The organism is Flagellimonas pelagia (assembly GCF_003584135.1).
Taxonomy (GTDB): domain Bacteria; phylum Bacteroidota; class Bacteroidia; order Flavobacteriales; family Flavobacteriaceae; genus Flagellimonas; species Flagellimonas pelagia.
Genome location: NZ_QXFI01000009.1, coordinates 189,487 through 216,000 on the forward strand (window position 1 = coordinate 189,487; position 26,514 = coordinate 216,000).

17 protein-coding genes are annotated in these 26,514 nt (G+C 43.8%); 12 read left to right on the forward strand and 5 right to left on the reverse strand.

Features of this window, described 5'->3' with window-relative positions:
• Window positions 1–84: 84 nt before the first annotated feature.
• Window positions 85–2,784, forward strand: a complete 2,700-nt coding sequence (locus D2V05_RS02685; RefSeq protein WP_119646024.1) for a DUF5695 domain-containing protein — start codon at window positions 85–87, stop codon at window positions 2,782–2,784.
• 9 nt (window positions 2,785–2,793) lie between these two features.
• Window positions 2,794–4,956, forward strand: coding sequence for a family 43 glycosylhydrolase (locus D2V05_RS02690; RefSeq protein ID WP_119646025.1), 2,163 nt, complete (start codon window positions 2,794–2,796; stop codon window positions 4,954–4,956).
• Window positions 4,957–4,968: 12 nt separating this feature from the next.
• Here the strand turns inward: D2V05_RS02690 and D2V05_RS02695 are convergent, their stop codons facing one another.
• Window positions 4,969–5,706 (reverse strand): NUDIX hydrolase, encoded by a 738-nt coding sequence (locus tag D2V05_RS02695; protein ID WP_119646026.1) that lies wholly within the window; start codon window positions 5,704–5,706, stop codon window positions 4,969–4,971.
• Window positions 5,707–6,205: 499 nt separating this feature from the next.
• Here D2V05_RS02695 and D2V05_RS02700 point away from each other — a divergent pair, with 499 nt between their 5' ends.
• Genes D2V05_RS02700 through D2V05_RS02735 form a run of 8 tightly spaced genes read left to right on the forward strand, consistent with a single transcriptional unit; the run spans window position 6,206 to window position 18,605 of the window.
• Window positions 6,206–7,738: an alpha-N-arabinofuranosidase gene (locus D2V05_RS02700; RefSeq protein WP_119646027.1), complete on the forward strand. Its 1,533-nt coding sequence runs from the start codon at window positions 6,206–6,208 to the stop codon at window positions 7,736–7,738.
• Between the two features lie 41 nt (window positions 7,739–7,779).
• Window positions 7,780–9,774, forward strand: a complete 1,995-nt coding sequence (locus D2V05_RS02705) for a glycoside hydrolase family 127 protein (RefSeq protein WP_235855366.1) — start codon at window positions 7,780–7,782, stop codon at window positions 9,772–9,774.
• A 20-nt stretch (window positions 9,775–9,794) separates the two neighbouring features.
• On the forward strand, window positions 9,795–11,813 hold the full coding sequence (locus D2V05_RS02710; RefSeq protein WP_119646028.1) for an alpha-L-arabinofuranosidase C-terminal domain-containing protein: 2,019 nt from the start codon (window positions 9,795–9,797) through the stop codon (window positions 11,811–11,813).
• Window positions 11,814–11,855: 42 nt separating this feature from the next.
• Complete coding sequence (locus D2V05_RS02715; RefSeq protein ID WP_119646029.1) at window positions 11,856–13,532, forward strand: ribulokinase; 1,677 nt, start codon at window positions 11,856–11,858, stop codon at window positions 13,530–13,532.
• Between the two features lie 3 nt (window positions 13,533–13,535).
• The gene (locus D2V05_RS02720) at window positions 13,536–14,237 is read left to right on the forward strand and encodes an L-ribulose-5-phosphate 4-epimerase (protein ID WP_119646030.1); all 702 of its coding nucleotides are present in this window, start codon (window positions 13,536–13,538) and stop codon (window positions 14,235–14,237) included.
• A 16-nt stretch (window positions 14,238–14,253) separates the two neighbouring features.
• Window positions 14,254–15,759: an L-arabinose isomerase gene (araA, locus tag D2V05_RS02725; protein WP_119646031.1), complete on the forward strand. Its 1,506-nt coding sequence runs from the start codon at window positions 14,254–14,256 to the stop codon at window positions 15,757–15,759.
• Between the two features lie 34 nt (window positions 15,760–15,793).
• Complete coding sequence (locus D2V05_RS02730) at window positions 15,794–16,978, forward strand: aldose epimerase family protein (protein ID WP_119646032.1); 1,185 nt, start codon at window positions 15,794–15,796, stop codon at window positions 16,976–16,978.
• A gap of 7 nt (window positions 16,979–16,985) precedes the next feature.
• On the forward strand, window positions 16,986–18,605 hold the full coding sequence (locus D2V05_RS02735) for a sodium:solute symporter (protein ID WP_119646033.1): 1,620 nt from the start codon (window positions 16,986–16,988) through the stop codon (window positions 18,603–18,605).
• A 48-nt stretch (window positions 18,606–18,653) separates the two neighbouring features.
• Here D2V05_RS02735 and D2V05_RS02740 read toward each other — a convergent pair whose 3' ends face one another.
• The 3 genes from D2V05_RS02740 to D2V05_RS02750 are packed head-to-tail and all read right to left on the reverse strand — an operon-like array spanning window position 18,654 to window position 24,125.
• Window positions 18,654–19,964, reverse strand: coding sequence for a TolC family protein (locus tag D2V05_RS02740; protein ID WP_119646034.1), 1,311 nt, complete (start codon window positions 19,962–19,964; stop codon window positions 18,654–18,656).
• A 1-nt stretch (window position 19,965) separates the two neighbouring features.
• Window positions 19,966–23,052 (reverse strand): efflux RND transporter permease subunit, encoded by a 3,087-nt coding sequence (locus tag D2V05_RS02745; protein WP_119646035.1) that lies wholly within the window; start codon window positions 23,050–23,052, stop codon window positions 19,966–19,968.
• Entirely contained in the window at window positions 23,049–24,125 is a 1,077-nt protein-coding gene (locus D2V05_RS02750) for an efflux RND transporter periplasmic adaptor subunit (RefSeq protein WP_119646124.1), read from the reverse strand. Before D2V05_RS02750 ends, D2V05_RS02745 begins: the two co-directional genes overlap by 4 nt.
• A gap of 263 nt (window positions 24,126–24,388) precedes the next feature.
• Here D2V05_RS02750 and D2V05_RS02755 point away from each other — a divergent pair, with 263 nt between their 5' ends.
• The gene (locus D2V05_RS02755) at window positions 24,389–25,234 is read left to right on the forward strand and encodes a universal stress protein (RefSeq protein ID WP_119646036.1); all 846 of its coding nucleotides are present in this window, start codon (window positions 24,389–24,391) and stop codon (window positions 25,232–25,234) included.
• Window positions 25,231–26,088 carry a universal stress protein gene (locus D2V05_RS02760; RefSeq protein WP_119646037.1) on the forward strand — a complete coding sequence of 286 codons (858 nt, stop codon included), beginning with the start codon at window positions 25,231–25,233 and terminating at the stop codon, window positions 26,086–26,088. Before D2V05_RS02755 ends, D2V05_RS02760 begins: the two co-directional genes overlap by 4 nt.
• Window positions 26,089–26,207: 119 nt before the next feature.
• Here D2V05_RS02760 and trxA read toward each other — a convergent pair whose 3' ends face one another.
• Complete coding sequence (gene trxA, locus D2V05_RS02765) at window positions 26,208–26,507, reverse strand: thioredoxin (protein WP_119646038.1); 300 nt, start codon at window positions 26,505–26,507, stop codon at window positions 26,208–26,210.
• Window positions 26,508–26,514: the final 7 nt, after the last annotated feature.

The window sequence follows — 26,514 nt, forward strand, 5'->3', positions numbered from 1 at the left end:
ACTATTGAAATACGGATAAAGGAAGCTGGGCAAGTCTATGGAGTAGCCCTATCCGTTTACCATTAATATCGAATACAGACCTAAATGAAGCATATCAATTTTTGGATGGCTGTCCTTTTATGCGCCATCATATTACCTGAAGCACAAGCGCAACAGACCTATTGGAGTCGCGTTGAAAAAAGGGAATCCACCTTGGGGGTTTCCGATGTATATCAAAAATTTGAAACGCCCGATTTTAGGTTAAAATTGGTTCGAGCATCCCAAACGGTTGCCGCTTTGAACCCTGTCAAGGAACCCTATTTTGATTTCACTCCAGGTGACAGATTGGAAATTAGGGACAAGGATAGTCTGTATCATTTGGGAGACATCAACCTAAGGATCAAGGAAGCTAACGGGGATTGGAAAAAATATTCCACTGCGTACCACCGGGCAACAGTGACTCCTTTGTCAACCACTGGAAATATATTGGCCGCTGCCGATTTGGCCAATACCCTGCCATCCAATATTCCGGTTTCCGTAAAACGCTATTACGAATTGGATAACAACAAGCTGGTCATGCGTTTTGAAATTACAAACAAGTCGGGTACACCTGTTGAAATTGGAGCATTGGGTATCCCGATGGTCTTCAATAACATTTTGGAAGGCAAATCGTTGGTGGAAACACATGCCCAAAATGTATTTTTTGATCCTTATATCGGAAAAGATGCCGGCTATTTGGAAGTAAAGCGTTTAAGCGGAAGAGGGCCAGCCCTATTGGTATTGCCGAAAGAAAATATGGCTTTTGAAGCCTACCGACCCTTATTGGACGACCCCACCCCGAAGAGCATCGTGTTTGAAGGTTTTCATGAGTGGATGGTATACAGCAAAGCTTATGCTGATGACGAATGGAAAGGTGTGGAGCAGTGGAATGAACCAACCTCTATTGTCCTAAAACCTGGGGAATCCAAGAACTTTTCCTTCAAACTGGTCTTGTCCGAAGGGATTAAGAACATTCAAGAAACTTTGGTTCAGGAAGAACTACCGGTAGCTGTGGGCGTACCTGGCTATGTGTTGCCTCAAGATGTAAAGGGTCAACTTTTTCTTCAATATAAAAATGAGGTGGCCTCTATAAAGGTGGAACCGAAAGGAGCTTTGGAGGTAAAGGCGGATGGAAAAACGCCATCAGGTAGTTTAAAATATGCGGTTCAAGGAAAAAATTGGGGCAGGGCAAGGGTTACCATTACGTATGCTGATGGTGTGGAACAGACTGTCAATTACAAGGTCATCAAACCCGAATCGGAAGTCATCCGTGATTTTGGACATTTCTTGACCACTGAGCAATGGTTTGATGATCCCAATGATCCTTTTGGTAGAAATCCATCGCCTATCACCTATGATTACGAGAAAAAAGAACAAGTAACCAAAGATGGTCGGTCTTGGATCAGTGGATTGAGTGATGAGGGTGGTGCAGGTAGCTGGTTGGCGGCCATTATGAAACAATTGGTTCAGCCTGATCGAGGGGAAATAACCAAACTGCAGCATTTTGTGGATGAAACCCTTTGGGGAAACATCCAATACAATGAAGGCCCTAACAAATATGGGGTGAAAAAGAGCGTGTTCTATTATGAGCCCGATTCCTTACCCAAAGGGACCTATGACGAAAAAGTGAACTACAATACCTGGGCGGCCTGGGACCACAAGCATGCCAACGATCCAGGACGATCGTACAACTATCCCCACGTGGCCGCGGCCTATTGGGTGCTTTACCGATTGGCGCGATATCATCAAGGATTGGTGGACAACCATTCTTGGGATTGGTATTTGGAAAAAGCCTACCAGACCAGTGTGGCCATGGTGGAAAAAGCACCTTATTATGCCCAATTCGGACAAATGGAAGGGTCCGTTTTCCTGTTGATATTAAAAGATTTGCAAAACGAAGGACTGACCAAGGAGGCCACAGATCTGGAGGAAAGAATGAAACAGCGTGCCGAGCATTGGAGGGCCTTGGATTATCCTTTTGGTAGTGAAATGCCATGGGATTCCACAGGTCAGGAAGAAGTGTACATGTGGTCCGATTATTTTGGGTTTGATAGGAAAGCTTTCATTACCCTCAATGCTATTTTGGCCTACATGCCCACCATGCCCCATTGGGCCTATAACGGTAATGCCAGAAGATATTGGGACTTTTTGTACGGAGGTAAGGCGGGTCCAACCTCACGAGTGGAACGTCAGATCCATCACTATGGCTCCTCTTTGAATGCGATTCCCGTTTTGAGCCAGTTCAGAAAAAAACCGGATGATCTGTATTTGTTGCGTGTTGGTTATGGTGGACTTTTGGGTGGAATCTCCAATATTACCCAGGATGGTTTCGGTCCGGCAGCTTTTCATTCGTATCCATCAACCCTTAAAATTGATGGAATTTCAGGGGACTACGGTTCCGGTTTTTATGGCTATGCAGTAAATACATCCTCCTATTTAGTGAAAGATGAACATTTGGGATGGTTGGCCTTTGGCGGAAACCTTACCCAAAAAGGGGATGTAGTAGAAATGGAGATTACCACAGCTGCCAAATCGAGGGCGTTCATTGCACCAAAAAACCTTTGGATTATGATGGATGCAGGTACAATTCAAAAAGTAACCTACAATACGGTAACAGGTGAAGTTTCATTGACTTTAGGTGGTAGTACGGAGCACACTCCGGTTGCTTATTTGCGTATTGATGGGGAAACAACACTTCCATATAAAAAAGTGAGGGGAGCCTATGAGATTGAGTTGGGCAAGAAGGGAACCCAAATCAAACTTTAAAAACCGGCCATGAGGATTAGGGTTGTAACGAAACTTTTGTGCCTTTTTGGGTTACTTTTGTTGGGTTGCCAGGCAAAGGTAGAACAACCTGAGTTTTCACAATCCTCGCAAGGGCCCAATCCCATTTTACCTGGCTATTTTGCGGATCCCACCATTAAAAAATTTGGCGACATTTATTACATCTATGCCACCACCGATAATGAAATGTTGGCATCGGGCGTACCCACGGTCTGGTACAGCAAGGACTTTAAAAATTGGTACAATTACACCATGGAAGTACCTTCCTTGGAATCGGTGAACCTGAGGAATTTTTGGGCACCTGATATCATTGAAGGTGCGGACGGGAAGTATTATCTGTACTTCGGAAATTGTCAGGCAAGTTGCAATATCTATGGATATGTTTCGGATACCCCAGTGGGGCCTTGGGAAAAGTTGAACGAAGACGATACCCCGGTAATAGCACATCATTATCCACGTGAAGGGTTTCCATCCTTGGACGTACAATTTTTTAAGGACGATGATGGTAAAATTTATGGCTATTGGGGCACTTGGGTGCATTACAACGGGGGTTATGCCGTTGGGGAACTGGACACTTTGAGTATGGCCAAAATGTTCAATGCCAAAAACATTCCTTTGGAAGAGACCCCAGAACCTTTTGAGGCAGCTTACATGATGAAAAAGGGCAGTAAATACATTTTTATGTATTCCGGAGGGTCTTGCCATGATGAAACCTATAATGTTCGGTATGCGTATTCCGATTCGCCTTATGGACCATTCGTGCCAGGCGAAAACAACCCCATTTTGGCCACCAATGCTGATGGAACTGTCCATGGGCCGGGACATCATTCGGTTTTGGAAGAAAATGGGAACTATTACATCGTGTATCACAAGCATGATTATCCCATGACCAGGGGAGGATTGTCTCGTCAGGTCTGTGTTGATGAACTGATTTTTGAGAACGATTCCACCCTCAAAAAAGTGGAACCAGGAGCAAGCTCTATTTTAGCTGACATTTCTTCAGAAGTACCTAATAATATCGCATTGGGTGTCAAGACATCGGCGTCATCAAGCTATCATGTGCAAACCAAGCAACTCGATTACGAATACAGTTCAGCCCATGCCACGGACGACCACAATGCCACCCTCTGGAAGGCCGGTAACAATTCTTTTCCGCAAGATTTGACTGTGGATTTGGGTAAAGTAACCAACATTAAAAGGGTGATGACCCAATTTGAATTTGCCGGGTATTATTATCAGTACAAATTGGAATATTCAAAAGATGGAAAATCATGGCAAGTATTTGCTGATCGGTCACAAAACAGAACCCCGGGTAGTCCCATGATCGATGATGGCGATGTAAATGGGCGTTATGTAAAATTGACCATTTTGGGAACCGAGAAAACAGGCTTGTTCGCTTCCGTTTGGAACATTAAAGTGTACGACAGCTTGTTTGAGGTTCCATTGAAAACTGAAAGTAAACCATCCAATGAAGGCCCGGGTATAGCCAATCAGCATAAACAATTATTCGGGATCGATGCCAAGGAAATCAACCAAAGTAATATTGACTCATTAAAGAACAGAGGGAGCCTGGGAGGATCGTTCATTAAAAAAGGAAACGTAAAACTTACGATGGATGAAGAAGGAATCAAGGCCTTCAAATTTTCCGAAGGTGCCTTGGAATTAGATCAACCAGTCCCGAAACGTCTGGAATGGAACGGTGCCTTTACCGTGGCCACTTGGGTAAAGAATCCCGAAATTGAAAAAGAAGGGGAGTGCTTGGTTGCTTGGTGCGATAGGTTCCGATACGGTTTGGCGAACAGTTATAATGCCATGCACTTCAACAGTGGGAATTATGGTTCCGCAGCCCATTTGGATGGGCATTTTGATATGGCATTTAACCAATTGCCGTCTGCTAATACTTGGCATTATTTGGTTTTGACCTTTGATGGGGTAGTGGAAAAAATGTATGTGGATGGGAAATTGGATAATTCCCAGATCATGGTTTTGGCCTCACAAGTAGAGAATGCCAAAATACGGATAGGAGCGTCTGATGTGGGAGAACACTTTTCTGGATATCTGGCTTCTTTAAAGATGTATGATTATGCTTTGGATTTGGACGAAATCACGGATTTGATGAAAACGTCCGCCCCAAATTCTTTGATGGAAAAATAAGGAGCTAATAATTTAGATCTTAAAGTTGAAACCATCCTCTTCCACCTTTTTCTCATATTTTTCCTTGTCGAAAATATAGAGATAAGCACCTTTTCTGGAAACGGTCATATCTTTTTCATCCAATTTTACCAGCACGTCCAAAGAGTTGATCTTGTTGATGAAGTTCCGCTTGTCCAGTTTTTTGTCCAAAATGGATTCGTATAAATTCTGGAGTTGTCGCATGGTGAATTTTTCGGGCAGCAATTCAAATCCAATCGGATTGGTCATAGCCTTGCGCCGGAGTCTTGCAATCGCTTTTTGAACCATTTCATCATGGTCAAATATCAGTTCCGGTGCATTCTTAAGTTCGATCCAACTGGCAGAATCGATTTGAATGCCGTCAAAATTATGGGCGTCCACATCGATTAAGGCGTAATAACAGACAGATATGGTGCGTTGCCCTGGATCACGGTCAACTTTACTGTAGGTGTAAAGTTGTTCCATATAGATATCACTGAGTCCGGTCAGGGTCTTCAAAACCCGCACAGCGGCTTGGTCAAGATTTTCGTTTTTCTTCAAAAACCCACCGATCAGGGACCATTTGCCTTTTTCAGGTTCAAAATTCCGTTTGATCAACAATATTTTTAGATCCTTTTTATCGAATCCAAAAATGATACAGTCCACCGCCAAAAGAACTTGGTCTTCTTTCTGATAATAATTGAGCTGTAAGTTGGCATTTTTGGCAACTTCCAAGTTGTCTGAAACTTTCATGAAATCTAAAATCTTAATTCTAAAATTATAAAACAAATATAGAGGGTGGATTCCACAACAAAATTTATAAGTGTTAGAAACACATTTTTTTAACGGAATGTTTGCATTTCCGAACTTTCTTTCCTTTATTTATAGTGTTTAAAAGACACTTATAAAGAACGGTGCAGTAAATCTCCTAGATTCAACTAAATAGCTTGCGTTTGACCGAAACTGTGAAATTTTTTCCAATGCTGTCTAGTTTTGTTTTTTTAGGTTGGGGGTTTTGTATCTAATCTTAAAAGAAAGTGGATTTAAAATATTGGTTTTTAAATAATTATATTGAATTTGTAATTACGTTTAGTTAATTTTTGAATTCCGCGTCCTTTTACTGGGCGCGGAATCTATTCGTAAAACAATCAAAGCATTGCACCACATTAAAAAATGCTTGGCACCTTATTGGTTCTTGACAAATCAGATGGATTTTGAGAAATCCTGATTGAAACACGTAAAATATATTTCTATGAAAGTAATGCCTTGGATATTAGCTACTTTCGTTTCGATGGCAGTTTCGGCGCAGACCACTGCTACCATATCGGAACCATCGGAGAAGGTAACCATCAGCAAACATATCTACGGTCATTTTGCCGAACATTTGGGCCGTTGCATTTATGATGGCATATATGTTGGTGAAAACAGTACCATTCCCAATATTAATGGGGTAAGGAAAGATATCATAGCGGCCTTGAGAGAATTGGATATTCCCAACTTGAGATGGCCAGGAGGGTGTTTTGCCGATACCTACCACTGGAAAGATGGAGTGGGTCCAAAGAAAGATCGTCCTGCCATGGTCAATAGATGGTGGGGAGGTGTTACGGAAGACAACAGTTTTGGTACGCACGATTTTTTGAACCTCTGTGAGGAATTGGGTGCAGAACCCTATTTGGCGGCCAATGTGGGTAGCAGTACTGTTCAGGAATTTACGGAATACATACAATATGTGACCCATCCCGGTAAGAGCCCAATGTCTGACTGGAGGAGGGAAAATGGTCGTGATAACCCTTGGGAGGTGAGCTTTTGGGGAGTTGGAAACGAAATGTGGGGATGTGGGGGCAATATGACTCCCGAACACTATGCAGATGTGTACCGCCAGTATGCCACATTCATGACAGATTGGTCCAATACCGATGGATTTTTTAGGGTGGCTTCTGGAGCTAATGTGGATGATTACCATTGGACCGAAGTGATGATGCGTGATATTCCCAAAAGTTTAATCGAGGGGGTTGCCCTGCATTCCTATTCCTTTGTGGAATGGAACGAAAAAGGTTCGGCATCTGATTTTGACGAGGCACAATACTTCTCTACCATGCAGACGGCTTTGAAAATGGAGGAACTGGTCACCAAACATTCCGCCATTATGGACAAATACGACCCCCAAAATAAAGTGGCCCTAGTAGTCGATGAGTGGGGCGGATGGTACGAGGTTGAGGAAGGTACCAACCCAGGATTTTTGTACCAACAGAATACTATGAGGGATGCCATGATTGCAGGAGTTACCCTGAATATTTTCAATAATCACGCCATGAGGGTCAAGATGGCCAATCTTGCCCAAACTGTGAATGTGCTCCAGGCCGTTATTCTCACCGAAGGTGAAAAAATGATATTGACACCCACTTACCATGTGCTGAAAATGTACAAAGTTCATCAAGATGCTACCTTATTACCGGTAAATTTTGAATCCCCGACCTATACATATAATGGGGAAATATTACCAGCAGTTTCCATTTCGGCATCCAAAAAGGAATCGGGCGCAGTGCACATTTCGTTGGTGAACATCGATGCGCAAAAAGAACACATCATCAATCTTTCGATGGAAGAGTTTGGTGCAAAACAATTGACTGGAACCATCTTGACTTCCAATAGCCTACAGGACCACAATACTTTTGAGGCACCCGAAAAGGTAAAAATCAAGGCATTTTCAAAGATGAAGATTAAAAAGGGTCAGGTTGAAATATCCCTTCCCCCATTTTCCGTTGTGGTTCTTCAAACGGAATGAAAGAAGGATTTAGATGGGACAAACACATAAAAAGTAGCAAAATGAACTTAAATTATATGCGATATTTTGATCGATGCATGCTTCTTGCCATTACAATGATCTGTGCATTTGGTTGCAAGAATAAAGAGATTGTAATCGAGACTGTGGCTGATGTTGCAACTATGGATGGGTATCCTATTGAGGCCATCAATATCAGAAACATCAAATTGAAGGATGAATTCTGGTTGCCCATTATTGAAAAGGTTCAAAAAAAAACCATTGAATACGCCATTGCCAAATGTCAGGAAGAAGGACGTTTTGATAACTTTTTGATTGCGGGTGGAGAAATGACGGGAGAGGTAAAAGGAGTCATGCCCTTTGATGATACCGATGTGTACAAGATCATTGAGGGGGCTTCCAATTCGTTGATCAGTGCACCCAACCCAGAACTTGAAAAATTGATCGACTCCTTGGTGTCCATCATAAAAGTAGGTCAGGAACCGGATGGTTACTTGACCACATGGAGGACTATCAACCCGGCAAAACCGCCTGCAAAATGGGTAGAGGTCAAAGAAGGAAAAAGATGGGAATCCCTCTTTATGAGCCATGAGCTGTACAACGCCGGCCACTTGTACGAGGCCGCCGTGGTACATTTCAAAGCAACCGGAAAGCGCAACTTTTTGGACATCGCCATTAAAAATGCCGATCTTATGGTGAAAACTTTTGGGGATGGTGAAGGCAAGATTGCTGCCGTTCCCGGTCACCAGATCATAGAAACCGGACTTATTAAATTGTATCAGGTTACCAATAAAAAGGAATACATGGATTTGGCCAAATATTTCCTTGATCATAGGGGTGATCCGGAAAACCACAAATTATTTGGACCTTATTCCCAAGACCATATTCCAGTGGTTCAACAAGATGAAGTGGTGGGGCATGCAGTAAGGGCTGTTTATATGTATGCCGCTATGACGGATATTGCTGCCATTGAGAAGGATACTGCCTATCTAAAAGCAGTGAATGCGCTTTGGGACAATATGGTGGACAAAAAAATGTACGTTACGGGCGGAATCGGGGCCAAGCATGAAGGAGAGGCTTTCGGTGAGAATTATGAACTGCCCAATTTAACCGCTTACAACGAAACCTGCGCCGCAATCGGTGATGTGTATTGGAACCAAAGATTACACAATCTCACAGGTGATGTAAAATACTTTGATGTCATTGAGCGGACCCTATACAATGGATTGATTTCTGGACTTTCTTTGGATGGCCAACAATTCTTTTATCCAAATGCCTTGGAGGCTGATGGGGTATATAAATTCAATCAGGGATCCTGCACCCGATCAGATTGGTTCGATTGCTCTTGCTGCCCAACAAATATGATCAGGTTTATCCCTGCCATGCCCGGGTTGATCTATTCCAAAACAGCAAATACTTTGTTTGTGAATCTTTATGCATCCAGTGAAGCTACGGTTTCGCTTAAGGACCATCATCTAAAGGTGCAACAGGAAACTTTGTATCCATGGGATGGCAAGGTAAAATTGACCATAGATCCTGATCAAACGGGAGAGTTTACTTTAAAATTGAGGGTTCCTGGCTGGGCTAGAAACGAAGTGTTGCCAGGCGATTTGTATCATTTCGCATCACCAATGGATGGTCAGAACATGGTCAGCATCAACGGGGAGCAAGTAAATACCGTGCAAGAAAATGGCTATTTCACCATTTCAAGGACCTGGCAAACAGGCGATGTGGTGGAACTGAACTTCCCCATGGAAGTTAGAAAAGTGATGGCCAGCGAGTTGGTGGCAGAAAATAAAGGTAAAATGTCCCTAGAGATTGGCCCTTTGGTGTATGCTGTTGAGGAAATGGACAACAAATCTGAATTTGACCAAATTGCCTTATACCCAAATGATCAATTCAAGGTGGAAATGCAACCCGATCTTTTGGGTGGCGTGAATACCGTTTCCAATGAACATTTGACCGCCATTCCATACTATGCCTGGTCCAACAGAGGAGTGGGTAAAATGAAGGTTTGGTTGCCTGTCAAGGAAAATTAAGGGGAACCAAAAAGAATCAAATGAGAACACCATGTCAAAATTTGGTCGTTGTTTGGGTATTGATTGTTGGCTTTTTGGGCTGCAAGGACCAAGTAACCAACACTTCGGAAACATCAACTACTATTTTTAATCGGGACTTGGTTGTAGATCTTAAGGATACAGGTATCAAGATTCAGCCCACCATGTACGGTATCTTTTTTGAGGATATCAATTTTGCTGCGGATGGAGGTTTGTATGCCGAAATGATCAAGAACCGCTCCTTCGAGTTCACTTTGCCAAAAACGGGTTGGATGGAACCGAATAGCGACCGACATTCTTACAATAACCAATCAGGGATCATGTCCGTGGTAAAATATGGAGGTGAAGGAGCCAATCATAATTTTGCCCGGGTTGAGGTAAAGGATCCTCAGGGGTATGTGTTGATCAACGAAGGATTTAGGGGTATGGGTGTCCACGAAGGTGCCCAATATGACCTTTCCCTGAAGGCAGCTAAACATTTGGGCGATATCACCAAAATCCATTTTCAAATAGTGGATTCTTTGGACCAGGTATTGGGGGAAACCACAATTCTTCCCGATAATAAGGATTGGAAAACCTATAATGCCAGTTTCACGGTTTCCAAAACGGAAATGAAGGCAAAGGCCAAGATTACTTTCCAAGGAAAAGGTGAAATTGATATGGATATGGTATCCCTTTTCCCAAAAGATACTTGGAAAGGAAGGGAGAAAGGTCTTCGGAAGGATTTGGTCCAATTGTTGGCCGATCTAAACCCTGGGTTTCTTCGTTTTCCCGGAGGCTGTATTGTGGAGGGACGAACCTTGGCACGACGTTATCAATGGAAAAAAACCGTAGGTGATATTGAGGATAGGGAAATTTTGATCAACCGTTGGAATACTGAATTTGCACACAGACCAGCCCCGGATTACTACCAAAGTTTTGGACTCGGGTTCTTTGAATATTTTCAACTGTCCGAGGATATCGGTGCCCAACCGCTACCTATTTTGGGATGTGGAATTGCCTGTCAGTTTAATACTGGGGAGTTGGTGCCTATGAATCAATTGGAACCCTATGTTCAGGATGCCCTTGATCTTATTGAGTTTGCCAATGGCGATGTTAACACAGCTTGGGGAAAAGTGAGGTCCGAGATGGGCCACCCGGAACCTTTTAACATGAAATTTATCGGTATTGGAAATGAACAATGGGGCCCTGCATATATTGAAAGGTATATGGTGTTCGAGCAGGCCATTAAATCCAAATATCCTGAAATAGCGATTGTTTCGGGTAGTGGACCGTTCCCTGATGGCGATTATTTTGAATATGGCTGGGACCAACTTAAAAAGTTGAATGCCGAAATTGTGGACGAACATTATTATCGTCCCCCGCAATGGTTCAGGGAAAATGCAGATCGTTATGACAGTTACGACCGAACTGGACCCAAGGTTTTTGCAGGGGAGTATGCTGCTCAGAGTGTAGCCATTGCAAGTCCGGAAAATAAGAACAACTGGGAATGTGCCCTTTCTGAAGCTGCTTTTATGACAGGTTTGGAGCGCAATGCCGATGTGGTCTATTTAACTTCCTATGCCCCTTTGATGGCCCATGAAGAAGGCTGGCAATGGACCCCGGACATGATTTGGTTCAATAATCTCCAATCGTTCGGGACCGCAAATTACCAGGTCCAAAAAATGTATGCCACAAATGCAGGTACCGATCTTTTGTCCATTTCTGAAAATGGCGAAAAATTGATCGGTCAAGATGGACTTTATGCTACTGCGGTTAAGGATGCATATACGAATGAGATTATCATTAAAATGGTGAACACATCGGAAGGACAACAACAAGTGAACATTGTTTTTGGAAATAAGTCACCAAAAGGTGAGGTTGAAGTGTTGACCTTGGCCATGGAAGATCTTCAGGCAGAAAATTCCTTTGCCGATCCATTTAAGGTCAGCCCTAAAAAAAGAATTTTGGAATTGGAGGAAGGTAAATTGGCGGCCCTTTTGCCTCCCCAAGCTTTTGTAATTTATCGAGTCAACATTTGAATAAAAATAAAATTTACCCTAATTGTAGATTAGTTAAGAAAAATGAAAAAGTATGTAATAGGATTGGATTATGGTTCGGATTCCGTCAGAGCGGTTCTGATCGATTCCCAAAATGGTGCAGAACTGGCCTCTGAGGTATTTTGGTATCCTAGATGGAAGGAACAGCAATACTGCAGGCCCGAGATCAATCAGTTTCGTCAACACCCGTTGGACCATATTGAAGGATTGGAGCATACTGTAAAATCAGTGGTAGGACAAAGTGGGGTAGACCCTCAAACCGTACTTGGAATTTGTATTGATACCACAGGTTCTTCTCCCATGCCCATAACCAAAGATGGTACACCATTGGCTATGGTTAAGGAATTTGAGGAAAACCCGAACGCTATGATGGTGCTTTGGAAAGACCATACAGCCGTTGAGGAAGCCAATGAAATTAATGAACTGGCACGGACTTGGGGAGGTGAGGATTACACCAGATTTGAAGGGGGTATCTATTCCTCAGAATGGTTTTGGGCCAAGATCTTGCATGTGGCAAGGGAAGATAAAAATGTTGTGGCCAACACCTACACTTGGATGGAACATTGTGATTTTATCACCTATCTCATTGCCGATGATAAAGACCTTACTACCTTTAAAAGAAGTAGATGCGCTGCTGGGCACAAGTCCATGTGGCATGAGAGCTGGGGAGGATTGCCAAGCAAGGAATTTTTGAAAAAGCTCGATCCTTATTTGGCCGATTTGCGTGATAACCTTTATGATCAAACTTTTACTTCCGATCAAGTTGCCGGCCATTTGAACCAGGAATGGGCAAAGCGATTGGGATTGACCACCAAAACCGTTGTCGCCGTGGGTACTTTTGATGCGCATGCTGGTGCTGTGGGTGCCAAGGTGGATCATCACGCTTTGGTAAGGGTAATGGGTACCAGTACCTGTGATATCATGGTGTCATCCAACGAGGCGGTGGGCGAAAAGACAGTGAAAGGCATATGTGGTCAGGTTGATGGTTCCGTAATCCCTGGTATGGTAGGTTTGGAAGCTGGTCAATCTGCTTTTGGTGATGTATTGGCTTGGTTTAAAAATGTGTTGGAATGGCCATTGGAAAATTTGGTCATGACATCTTCCGTTTTGTCCGATCAGCAAAAAAAGGATTTGAAAGATGAAATGGAATCCAAATTTATCAGGACATTGGCCGAACAGGCAGAACAGATTCCGCTAACGGAAACCGTGCCGGTTGCCTTGGATTGGGTAAATGGACGAAGGACACCGGATGCCAATCAAGAATTGAAAAGTGCAATTATGGGATTATCCCTGGGTACCAAGGCCCCCCATATTTTCAAAGCCTTGGTGAATGCCATTTGTTTTGGGGCCAAAATGATCGTAGATCGCTTCGAGGAAGAAGGCGTAAAAATTGAAACGGTAATCGGTATTGGGGGTGTGGCCAGAAAATCCCCATTCATCATGCAGACCTTGGCCAACGTGTTGAACATGCCCATAAAAGTGGCCGAGTCGGACCAAGCCCCGGCATTGGGAGCCGCTATTTATGCCGCTGTTGCATCGGGCATTTATGACAACGTAATCGATGCCAGTAAAGTAATGGGCAGTGATTTTGAAGCAGAATATTTTCCGCAGGCATCCCAAGTGGAGGTGTACTCCAAATTGATAGAAACCTATAAACAATTGGGAGCGTTTGTGGAAGATCAAACCAATAAAAAGAAATAACCAATGAGCTCAAAATACAAATTGCTCAAGGAGGAATGTTATGAGGCCAACATGGAACTTAATGCCTTGGGATTGGTGATCTACACCTTCGGGAATGTGAGTGCCGTTGATCGTGATCAAGCGATATTTGCCATTAAACCGAGCGGCGTTCCTTATGATACTTTGAAACCCGAGGATATGGTTATCCTCGATTATGATAACAATGTGGTGGAAGGTAACTTAAGACCTTCATCCGATACCAAGACCCATAGTTATCTGTATAAAAACTGGGAAAATATTGGGGGAGTGGCCCATACCCATGCCATGTATTCCGTTTCATGGGCGCAGGCGCAAAGGGACATCCCTATTTTTGGTACCACCCACGCGGATCACCTGACCCATGATATTCCCTGTGCCCCACCAATGGCCGATGCCTTGATCGAGGGGAACTACGAACACAATACCGGAATCCAGATTTTGGATTGTTTCAAGGAAAGGAACTTGGACTATAACGAGGTGGAGATGGTATTGATCGGAAACCATGGTCCTTTTGCTTGGGGAAAGAATGCTGCAAAGGCCGTTTACAACACCAAAGTTTTGGAAACTGTGGCCCAAATGGCCTATCTCACGCTGCAGATCAATCCAAACGCCCCCAGATTAAAAGATTCACTGATAAAAAAACACTACGAGCGTAAACATGGCAAAAATGCCTATTACGGTCAATAATATAATGTAATTCTGAATGAAAATAGCTAATAAAGAAATCTGGTTTGTAACAGGCAGTCAACATTTGTATGGACCAGAAACCTTAAAACAAGTTGCCGACAATTCAAGGAGTATTGTGGATGGATTGAACGGGTCGGGCAAACTTCCATTGACATTGGTTTTTAAGCCGGTGGTGACCACCCCTCAAGAAATTTTGTCCTTGTGCAGGGAAGCCAGTAATCAGGAAAGCTGCATCGGAATTGTGGCTTGGATGCATACCTTTTCACCTTCAAAAATGTGGATTGCGGGACTTTCTGTTTTGAGCAAGCCCCTATGCCATCTTCATACTCAGTTCAATGCTGAGATTCCTTGGGACAGCATCGATATGGATTTCATGAACCTGAACCAGGCGGCCCATGGAGATCGTGAATTTGGATTTATGATGTCGCGTATGCGAAAGAACCGTAAAGTTGTGGTAGGTCATTGGAAAAGTGATAGGGTACAACAAAAATTGGGAATTTTTGCACGAGTGGCGTTGGGAGTAGATGAACTCAAGCATATGAAAGTGGCCCGTTTTGGGGATAATATGCGCGAAGTGGGCGTGACCGAAGGTGATAAAGTGGCCGCCCAACTACGTTTTGGTGTGGCTGTAAATGGATATGACTCATCGGACATCACCGATCGTATGGACAGCATCGGTCAAAAGGCCATCGATAGCCTTGTGGAAGAATATGAATCCAGCTATACTTTGTCTTCATCTCTTCAAAAAAATGGTCCCCAAAGGGATTCCCTTTTGGAAGCTGCCAAGATTGAATTGGCCATGCGCTCGTTCTTGGAAGAAGGAGGATTCAAAGCTTTTACCGATACCTTCGAAAATTTAGGGAAACTGCGTCAATTGCCCGGTATTGCCGTACAGCGTTTAATGGCTGATGGATACGGTTTTGGTGGAGAAGGCGATTGGAAAACAGCTGCCATGGTCCGCGCTATGAAAGTAATGGCCGAAGGATTGGAAGGAGGCACTTCTTTCATGGAAGACTATACCTATCATTTTACACCGGAGAGGGAATACGTTTTGGGATCTCACATGTTGGAAATTTGTCCGTCCATCGCTAGCGGAAAACCTTCATGCGAGGTTCATCCTTTGGGTATTGGCGGTAAGGAAGACCCTGTACGCTTGGTGTTCAATTCCCTAGCAGGAAATGCCCTAAACGCCTCTTTGGTGGATATGGGTAACAGGTTCCGATTGATCGTGAACGAAGTGGAAGCGGTGAAGCCAATGGCAGATTTGCCCAAACTACCTGTGGCTAGGGTACTTTGGGATCCCAAACCGAACTTGGATATTGCCGCAACAGCTTGGATCTATGCCGGTGGCGCACATCACACGGTCTATACCCAGGCATTGACCACGGAGTATATGGAAGACTTTGCCGATATTTTTGGAATTGAACTTTTGGTGATTGATGCGGATACCAAAATCAGGAATTTCAAGGATCAGTTGCACGCCAACGAAGCCTACTACCATTTGTTCCAACACGGGATGTAAGACACAAACGAAAATTAACGAATAAACCATAATCATGAAAACAGTACAACCTTCCTTATTTTGTTTTGTTTTTCTTTTAACACTTTTAAATTTGGGATGCAAAGAGAACAAAAAGGAAAGCCAAACAGATATGGAAACCGAAAACACCCCAATGGAAAGTGACCACATTGTAAAATCCACCTTTGGTGAAATGCCGGATGGCACAACAGTGGACAAATACACCCTAAAGAATGCCATGGGCATGGAAGTGGATGTGATCACTTACGGGGGAATCATCACACGATGGACCGCTCCGGATAAAAATGGAAAGTATGATGATGTAGTGCTCGGTTTTGATGACCTAAAATCCTATTTGGATGGCAATCCCTACTTTGGGGCCTTGATAGGTCGGTATGGGAACAGAATTGCGAAGGGTAAATTCTCTTTGGATGGGCAAACCTACACTTTGGCCACCAATGATGGTGAAAATCATTTGCATGGAGGTTTAAAGGGTTTTGATAAAGTTATCTGGGCGGCTACTCCCAAAAGTGCCGATGAAGGCGCCATTTTGGAATTGACCTATACCAGTGTGGATGGGGAAGAAGGCTATCCTGGTAATTTGGATGTGAAGGTTACTTACACCCTGACTGGAGACAATCAACTTGAGGTGCTTTACGAGGCGGTTACGGATAAACCGACCGTGGTAAATCTTACCCAGCACAGTTATTTCAACCTTTCTGGGGATTTTACCCAAAGTGTTTTGGATCACGAACTTTTCCTGGATGCCGATGCATACCTTCCTGTGGATGGAGGTTTGATCCCAACAGGGGAGTTGAGACCAGTATCAGGTACCCCCTTCGATTTTACAACATCCAAAGTGATGGGCAAGGAAATTGGGGCCGATGATGAGCAATTGAAATTGGGTAAGGGATACGATCATTGTTGGGTGTTGAATGAAGAGGAAAGCGGATTCGGACTTGCAGCTTCGGCATTTCATCCCGCTACCGGAAGGGTATTGGAGGTGTATACCGATGAACCTGGCATTCAATTCTATAGCGGTAATTTTTTAGATGGAACACTACCTGCGCAAAAAGGTGGGGTGTACGGACAAAGAGCAGGTTTCTGCTTGGAGACCCAGCATTATCCCGATAGCCCTAACCAACCTAGTTTCCCATCGGTTCGATTGAATCCTGGGGAAACCTACAAGACAAAGACCACCTTTAGACTGACCACCAAATAACAGCGCTATGAAAACATTGGATTCTTTTGATTGGATTACGATATCCATTTATTTTTTGGTCCTTTTAGGCATAGCGGTTTGGGTAATCCGTAAGAAAAAGGAAAGTACCGAGGATTATTTCCTAGCTGGCCGAAATGTAGGCTGGTTTGTAGTGGGCGCCTCCATTTTTGCGTCCAATATCGGTTCTGAACACGTGGTGGGATTGGCTGGTGCAGGAGCGGGGAACCGTTTACCCATGTTGATCTATGAAATACAAGCTTGGATCGTGTTGATCTTGGGATGGGTATTCCTTCCTTTTTATGCGAGGGCAGGAGTTTTCACCATGCCCGAGTTTTTGGAAAAACGTTTTGATGCCCGTTCCCGCTGGATTTTATCTGTATTCTCCATTGTGGCTTATGTGCTCACCAAAATTTCGGTTACCATCTACGCCGGTGGGGTAGTAGTTTCCGCCTTGTTGGGAATCGATTTCTGGACTGGAGCTATTGCAACGGTGGTTTTAACAGGGCTGTATACCGTTCTCGGAGGTATGCGTGCCGTGGTCTATACCGAAACCCTTCAGGCCATCATCCTGGTGGTAGGTGCTGCTGCCTTGACCTTAATTGGACTAGATCATGTGGGCGGTTGGCAAAGTATGAAGGAAACCGTTACCCCAGAATATCTCAATATGTGGAGAGCGGCTTCTGACCCTGATTTCCCTTGGCCACCGTTGTTGATTGCCAGTACCATTACGGGTATTTGGTATTGGTGTACCGATCAATATATAGTACAACGGGCCTTAACAGCAAAGAACATTAAGGAAGGAAGAAGAGGAACCATTTTCGGTGCCTTATTAAAATTGATGCCTGTGTTCTTGTTCCTGATTCCTGGGGTGATAGCATTGACTTTGAAAATGAGAGGTGAATTGAACTGGGACAGCCCCGATCAGGCTTTTCCTGTGTTGATGAGCAACTTGTTGCCTTCTGGTCTTCGCGGATTAGTGGCAGCAGGACTTTTGGCCGCTTTGATGAGTTCCTTGGCATCCGTTTTTAACTCGTGTTCTACTTTGTTCACGGTGGATATCTATAAAAAATTACGCCCCAACACCCCTGAGAAGAAGTTAGTGCGTACCGGGCAGATTGCTACGATTATTACGGTAATCATCGGTATCATCTGGATTCCTATCATGGCGAATATCTCGGGAGTGCTGTATGAATACCTACAGAGTGTTCAATCCTATATTGCGCCTCCGATCACTGCCGTATTCCTGCTGGGGATCTTCCACAAGCGCATCAATGCGCAAGGAGCCTACGTTACCTTAGTCGTTGGATTTGTGGTGGGCGCTTTGCGTATTATTTTGGAATTGGTGAAAGATATGTTGGATCCCGGAAGTTTCTGGTTCCTATTGGGTGATATGAACTTCCTGTCCTTTGCCTCATGGTTCTTCCTATTCTGTATCATTTTGATTTTGGTAGTGAGCTACGCCACCGCGGCACCTGCCCCAGAAAAGGTGATGAACCTTACCTATGGTACCATTTCAGAAGAAGAGAGAAAGAAAAACAAGAACAGTTACAATTGGAAGGATATTGTCATCTCAATAATCATCTTGGCCATTGTGGCTTATGTGATGCTTTGGTTCAATGGTAAATAAAAAAATTGAAAGTAAAAAAAAGCCCCATCCAAAGGATGGGGCTTTTTTTTATATATCAAGGTTGCCGGCCAATTGTTTCAATATAATTTCGGAAACCTTGGCTTGAAACTTGGCATTGCTATGCCGTACTTGCGCGTTAATGTAGTTGAGTTGAGCAGTTCTAAATTCGATAGTAGGAATGATACCGATTCGGTACTTCTCTACGGTTATGTCGAGGTTTTCCTTAGCAATGGCCTCGTTTTTCTCTTCCAGTTCCATTAGGCTGATATTGGTCAAATAAGTTTGGTAAGTAGTGTTGACCATGGATGTCAGTTCCTGTTCTTGTTGTGAAATGGCAATTTCTGCATTTTGAAGGGCCACCTTGCTTTTCTTCTCGTTCCGGTTTTGGTTGAAGCCATCAAAAAGGTTCAAAGAAGCACCGAAACCATAACTAAATCCTTTTGAATCCGAGCTTGTAGCAAAGCCCAGTTCTGATTTTGAACTGGCTATAGTGTAGCCAGAGGTCACGAATATGGATGGATACCGAGCAGCCTTGATTTGCTTGAGTTCCAGTTCACTGATCCGTTTGTTGATTTTTTCGGCCAGCAACTGCGGATTTTCGGCAGCAACCAAGGCTTCCAGCTCTTCCAAGTCAAGGGATTGGTCCACAAAAATTTCAGGGATTACCTTAAAATCCAATTTAAGGTCGCGTGCCAATTGTTCGTTCAACTGGATCTTGGTGTTCTTATATAATTCCAGCTGGCGCTGCATCTGTGTTTGGTCCGTATTGAGATCCACCTGGGCATTCAAGACCTCGAGTTTGGATGCTTTGCCTATCGTGAATCGATTGTGCGCCAATTCCACACGTTGTTGGGATATGGTCAAGGTACTATCAAGGGCAGATAGTTGTTGTTGTTGCTGGACCAAGTCATAGTATGTAGTCATAATCTCCCCGACCTTGCTTAAAATGGCTTGTTTTAATTCGGCTTCCCCTAATTTTTGGGTTTCCTTCAGCTGCTCATAATTGGCAAACATGCTTAGGCCATCAAAAACAGTCCATTCCAAGGCCACGCCATAGTTGAAACTACTGTTCTTTACATTGTTACGATCCTGTACGGTACCGTCGTTTCGCACTTGTGTAAGACTTTGTACGCTGTTGTTGTCTGTAAGGTTGGCTCCTAATTGGGGCAACATCCCAGCTTGTCCGGGGCTAACTCCCAATTCATCTATCTGAAGGTCGTTCTTTGCTGTTTTTATCTGGTAGTTGTTTTCCAGGGCAATTTTCACTGCTTCCTCAACAGTCAATATTTCTTGGGCACTGCCCAAAGCCATACCACCTATCGCAAACAAAAATATGTTCAATACATGTTTTACGCCCATGCTAGGAAAGTTCAAGGGTTTTGAATTCTGGTCGTTGTACTTTTTTTCTGGACCACATATAGTACAGGGCAGGGATGACGAACAAGGTCAAGATCAACGAGAACAAAGTCCCACCAATGATAACTACCCCCATTCCTGTTCTACTGGCCGAAGCGGCCCCCAAGGAAAGAGCAATGGGCAACGCGCCCAAGGCAACGGTAAGGCTGGTCATCAATATGGGTCTAAGTCTGGAAACAGATGCTTTCATAATAGCTTCCATTTTGCTCAAACTTTCGTTTTCCTCCTGCAACTGATTGGCAAATTCCACAATCAAGATACCGTTTTTCGTTACCAGACCGATCAACATAATGGTGCCGATTTGACTGAAAATGTTCCAGGTTTCCCCAAACAACCAAAGGGAGAACATAGCTCCGGCAACCGCCATGGGCACTGTTAATATGATGATGAACGGGTCAATGAAACTTTCAAACTGTGCAGCCAGAATCAGGAAAATGAGCAGGAATGCCAATCCAAAGGCAAATGCCGTATTGGAGCTACTTTCCACAAAGTCCCTGGATTCCCCACCTAAATCTGTGGTGAAGGTGTCATCCAAAACCCGATCTTTAATCGCGTTCATGGCGTCGATACCGTCCCCGATACTTTTTCCTGGGGCCAGGTTGGCGGAAACTGTGGCCGACATATATCGGTTGTTGTGGAACAATTGCGGTGGACTGCTATGTTCTTCCACAGTTACCAAGTTGTCCAATTGGATCAATTGCCCTTCCTTGTTTTTTACGAAGATGGAGGTGAGATCCATGGGCTCGTCACGGTCTTGCTTGTCAAATTGCCCGATGACCTGATATTGTTTTCCATTCATCAAAAAATATCCAAAACGTTGTCCGCTCAAGGATAATTGAAGGGTCTGGGCGACATCCCTGACGGAAACGCCCAAGCTTTCGGCTTTTTCCCTATCGATGGAAACGTATAGTTCGGGCTTGTCAAATTTCAGGTTTACATCCACGAAAGAAAATGTGGGGTCCTTTTCGGCCTCTGCCAAGAACTCTGGCACCTTCTCCTCCAATTTTTCGAAATTCTTTGCTTGGATGATGAACTGGATAGGGGGACCACCACGGCGGTTCACCGATATGGTGGGCCGTTCGGAAACATTGGAACGACCACCTACATAGGCCTTGGCCCATCGTCCAAGATCTTGTGCAATTTCATGTTGGGAGCGCTCCCGTTCACTTGGATCTACCAAAGCTACGTTGGCCCGACCACTGTTCACCGAAGATGACCCAAACCCTGGCGATGTAAGTACTAAGCTTACTTTCTTCTCGGGGACAGAATCATTTATCAGTTCCGTAATATCGGTCATAAGACGATCCATGTACTCATAGGAAGACCCCTCAGGGGCGGTCACGTTCAACCGAACAAAGGCACGGTCATCATAAGGTGCTGTTTCTTTTTGTAGTAAGGAGTAGAACAGTACGATCAGGCCGATACATCCAAAAAGGATTGGGATACTGAGCCATTTGCGTTGCATGAATTTCTCCAGAGCACTTTTATAGGATTCGTTCATGGCCACAAAATATTTTTCGGTGACCTGATAGAATTTGGACCTGCTCTGTTTGCCGGGTTTGGTCAGGTATGCATTGAGCATGGGCGTAAGGGTAAGTGACACAAATGCCGACACCAATACGGCAGTGCCCAAAACCACGCCAAATTCCCGGAACAATCTCCCTACAAATCCTTCCAAAAAGATTACAGGCAAGAATACGGCAGCCAGTGTAATGGAAATGGAAATGACCGCAAAAAAGATTTCTTTGGACCCTTTGATGGCGGCTTCAATAGGGTTCATTCCCTCCTCAATTTTTTTATAAATGTTCTCGGTGACCACAATTCCATCATCCACTACAAGGCCTGTAGCAAGTACAATGGCCAATAGGGTGAGCACGTTTACGGAGAATCCCAACAACCACATAAAAAAGAATGTAGCGATCAAGGAAACTGGAATGTCCAATAAGGGGCGCAGTGCCAAGGACCAGTTCCTGAAGAATAGGTAAATTACCAAGATTACAAGAATGATGGATATCAAGATAGTCTCCGCTACTTCGGTTACTGCTCTTTTTACGAACACGGTGTCATCAATAACAATGTTCAGTTTGAAGTCTTCGGGAAGGTCTTTTTGTAATTTGTCGTATTCCTTGTAAAAGGCATCGGCGATTTCAAGGTAATTGGTTCCCGGTTGGGGAACCACGGCAACGGCAACCATAGGTTGGCCGGAATCGCTCATTTTGGTTTCCATGTTCTCACCTTCCAAGCTTGCACGACCGATATCGCTCAATTGTACCAATTTCTCACCATCTGCCATGATGATGATATTGTTGAACTGTTCCTCGGTGTTGAGATTCCCCAAGGTTTTCACGGTCAACTCTGTATTTTCCCCGGTAAGTTTTCCTGATGGCAATTCGATGTTTTGTGCCAAAAGGGCAGCACGAACATCGGCCACGGTGAGTCCGTACGAGGCTAACTTCAAAGGGTCGATCCACAATCTCATGGCGTATCTTCGCTGTCCCCAAATTTGGACACCACTTACACCTGGAATGGTCTCGATCCGCTGGGCAATGACGTTTTCGGCATAATCGGAAAGTTCCAAAATGTTCTTGTTGTCACTCTGCACCGTCATGGAAATGATTCTATCGGCATCGGCATCGGCCTTTGATACCACGGGAGGGGCATCAAGGTCTTCAGGTAAGCTTCGCAATGCTTGGGAAACCTTGTCCCGAACATCGTTGGCGGCAGCTTCCAAGTCTTTGTCCAAATCAAATTCAATACTGATGGAACTAGATCCCTGCACACTGGAAGAGGTGATATTTCGTATCCCGTCTATGGAGTTGATGGCCTTTTCCAAGGGTTCCGTAATCTGGGATTCAATAATATCGGCATTGGCCCCTGAATAACTGGTTCGAACGGATACCACTGCCGGATCAATGGAAGGAAATTCCCTGACCCCTAGAAAAGTGTATCCGATAATCCCAAAAAGGATTATGGTGATGTTCATTACAATGGTAAGAACCGGACGTTTTATGCTTATGGTAGAGAGGTTCATTGTACGTTGGTCAGAGATTCGAATTCCTCAAGTTTAACTTTTACAGGTGAACCGTCCTTCAGTGCCATGACACCGTATGTCAAAATCGTATCCCCGGCTTGAAGGTTGGTCAATACCCGAACCGCTTTTCCGGTACGTGCCCCAATCTGTACATCCACTTCTTTTGCTTTGCCGTTTTGGTATACGAAGATTCTTTTTCCATTCTGAACGGGAATCAAAGCTTCGGATGGAACCAGTAAGGCGTCGTTTATAGTTGCCAAAGGCAATTTTACGCTTGCATAGGCACCGGGATAAAGGCCATTTACACGGTTGTCCGTAATGGCACGCATCCTAAGGGTTCTGGTGGTAATGTCAACTTCGGGGTCAATGGCATAAATGGTTGCATTGTATTCTTCCTCTGAGTCAGATGTGGTAAAGGTAAGCACGGTACCCACACTCACTTGGGAGGCGTATTTTTCAGGTACCGAAAAAGTAATCTTTAAATCATCCGTATTCACCAATTTTGCGATGACCGTGGATGGCGTTACATACGTTCCCATGGATATGGAACGCAAACCTATGGTCCCTGAAAAAGGGGCCCTAATGGTTGTTTTGGACAATTGTGCGGCTATCAGGTCCGCTTCCGAACTGGCCGATTGGTAATCTGCACTGGCAATATCGTACTCTTCTTGGCTTATGGCCTGCTTTTCGAGCAGTAATTTGGCCCTTCTTTCATTTTCCGAAGCCAGTTTTTTTGCAGTCTGCGCCTTGGATAATTGCGCTTGCAACTCAATATCGTTCACCTTAAGAAGTACTTGGCCCTGGGAGACCTTGCTTCCCTCCTTAAAATTAATGCTCTCCACAACTCCGGAGACTTCACTGCGTATTTCTATCTGTTCATTGGCTTCCAAGGTACCGGATATGGAGATGTTGTCCTTGAAAACTTGAGGTTTTAGGATCATTCCGGATACCGTGGTAACCCTAGGTCCGAAATCCATATTATTACCTATTTCTGCGTTGGACTTGATCCTATAGGCGATAAGGGCACCTATTCCAACAACTAATAAGATGTAGACTATATGCTTTACTTTCATTTTGGTTTGGTGGATGGCAGTGTGTTTCAACAAAAACAGCACGTTGTCAAAGATAAAGTTTAACGCTTGTTCTTTAAAAAATGGAGCATGTATTTTAACAAGCGAATCCGTTGAACGTCCAGATGTTGTGGGTTAACGACAATATAGGCGGTGTAAACCGCAATACCTTTTACAAAAAATGTTAAAATCTGTTTGATGGGTGGATTGACCAATGTCATTTTCTAGTTGGGGCTGTACCAGTACCTTTGGGAAAAGAGATAATCATGCGAACCGTTTTGATTCCCACAGATTTTTCAAAGAATGCGCTTCATGCCCTGAAGTATGCACAGGAACTCTACAAATGTGAGCGGACTTGTTTTTTTATATTCCACGCTTATACGGATGAAGTGTACGGGGAGTTCAAGACTGCCTCCCCAGAACAGATAGAGAAGCTAAAATTGGAGAAAAAGGTGGAAACGGAAAAGAAATTGGATCAATTGCTAGACATTGTTGTGGGAATGCCACCCAACCCTATGCATACTTTTGAGACGGTTGCCTACTTTGATAGCCTTGTGGATGGAATCAATGATTTTGTGGATGAGATGAATATCGATTTAGTGGTCATGGGAACAAAAGGGGAGACCAGTGATCATAAAACCACCTTTGGCAGTTATACGATTGAAGTATTCAAATATGTTAAATGCCCTGTTTTGGCCGTTCCGGAGGAATTTGAATACCGACAACCAAAGAATATCCTCTTTCCAACGGATTATATGTTGCCTTATAAACGTAGGGAACTTAAGCTTTTGGGAGACTTGGCAGGAAAGTTCAAATCCAATGTTTATTGCCTTTATATTACGGATTTTGAGGAATTGAGCCCAAGGCAGGAAGACAATAAGATATTCTTGAAAGAAGCCCTTACCAGACCCTACTTGTTTTTTGAGACCACAGCCGTTAAGAATAGGGCCAATGCGATCATGGAATATATAGATGAGAAAAATATGGATATGTTGGTCATGGTCAATTCAAGGCATTCTTTCTTTGAGGACATGCTCTATCGTTCCACTGTGGACCTTCTCAGTTTGAAGATCAAGATTCCCTTTTTGGTCATGCAAAATCTCAATAGATGAGAAAAAAGCGAATCATATTGCCCACGGATTTTTCCGAAAATGCTTGGAATGCCATTGCATATGCCCTTGCCATTTTTAAAGATGTCCCCTGTGATTTCTTTATTTTGAACGCCTATCAGCTAGGAACTTCCGGGTTAAGTACAAAAATGGGCATGGCCAATGATACCAGGTTGTTCAATTTGATCAAGGAAGAATCTGAAAGGGAACTTAAAAAAACTCTGGAAAGAATACAGGGAGTAAGTAATGCTCCCGACCATACTTTTAAGGGTTTATCCATTGCGGATAATCTGGTGAATGCCATCGGTAGGACCGTTTACAACCAGGGTGTGGACTATATCATCATGGGAACCAAAGGAGCGTCTGGGTTGAGAGAGGTTTTTATAGGGAGCAACGCTTACAAGATTATCCGGGAAATCGATTTTTGCCCCATTATTGCAGTGCCCGATGATTACCGTTCCAATGGAACGATAAGGACCATATTATTGGCTACCGGATATGAGCACCTTTTTGAATCCTATGAATTAAAACCATTACTTCAAATCGCGCAACTCTTCAATGCCAAAATCCGTATTGCACATGTTGCGGATGGCGAATTTGCCAAGGAACAGGAACAATCCAAAAAAGCCATAAAGAAGAAGCTGAAATCCATCCAGTTTGATTTTGTGGAATTGGAAAAGGATTCAACCATCAACCAGACTATCCAAAAAACGATCGGGGCAGACAATTCCATAGATATGGTGGCTATGATCAATCACGATAGGGGATTTTTTGAAAGGCTTACCCGTGAACCCGTGATCAAAAAAATCGCATTCAATTCGCAAGTGCCTTTTTTGGTTATACACTTATTTGAGTAATTCTTGAATTTGGGTGCAAAAGGAAAATGTTCGATGAAACCATGATTAAAGCAAGAAACACCAACCTTTTTTTTGGATTTAAAATCAATTCTTCAAGAAGCTGTTCAATGAAAAAATGGTTACATAAATGACTGTGCCACTTTTACAATATCAGCTTTTTGGAGCACGCCCGATTGTCTCCAGAGTTGTTTTCCGTTCTTGAAGAACATTATGGTGGGGACACCACGAACTTGGAAAGTGTTGGCCAAGGCTTGGTTTTTGTCCACATCGATTTTTACGATTTTCAGGGAATCGCCAAGCTCATCCTTGACCTGCTTCAAGATTGGGGCCAGCATTTTGCAGGGGCCACACCATTCGGCTGAAAAGTCGATGAGCACCAATTGGTCTGAGTTGATCAGGGCGGAAAAATTTCCTTTCATGGCTTTA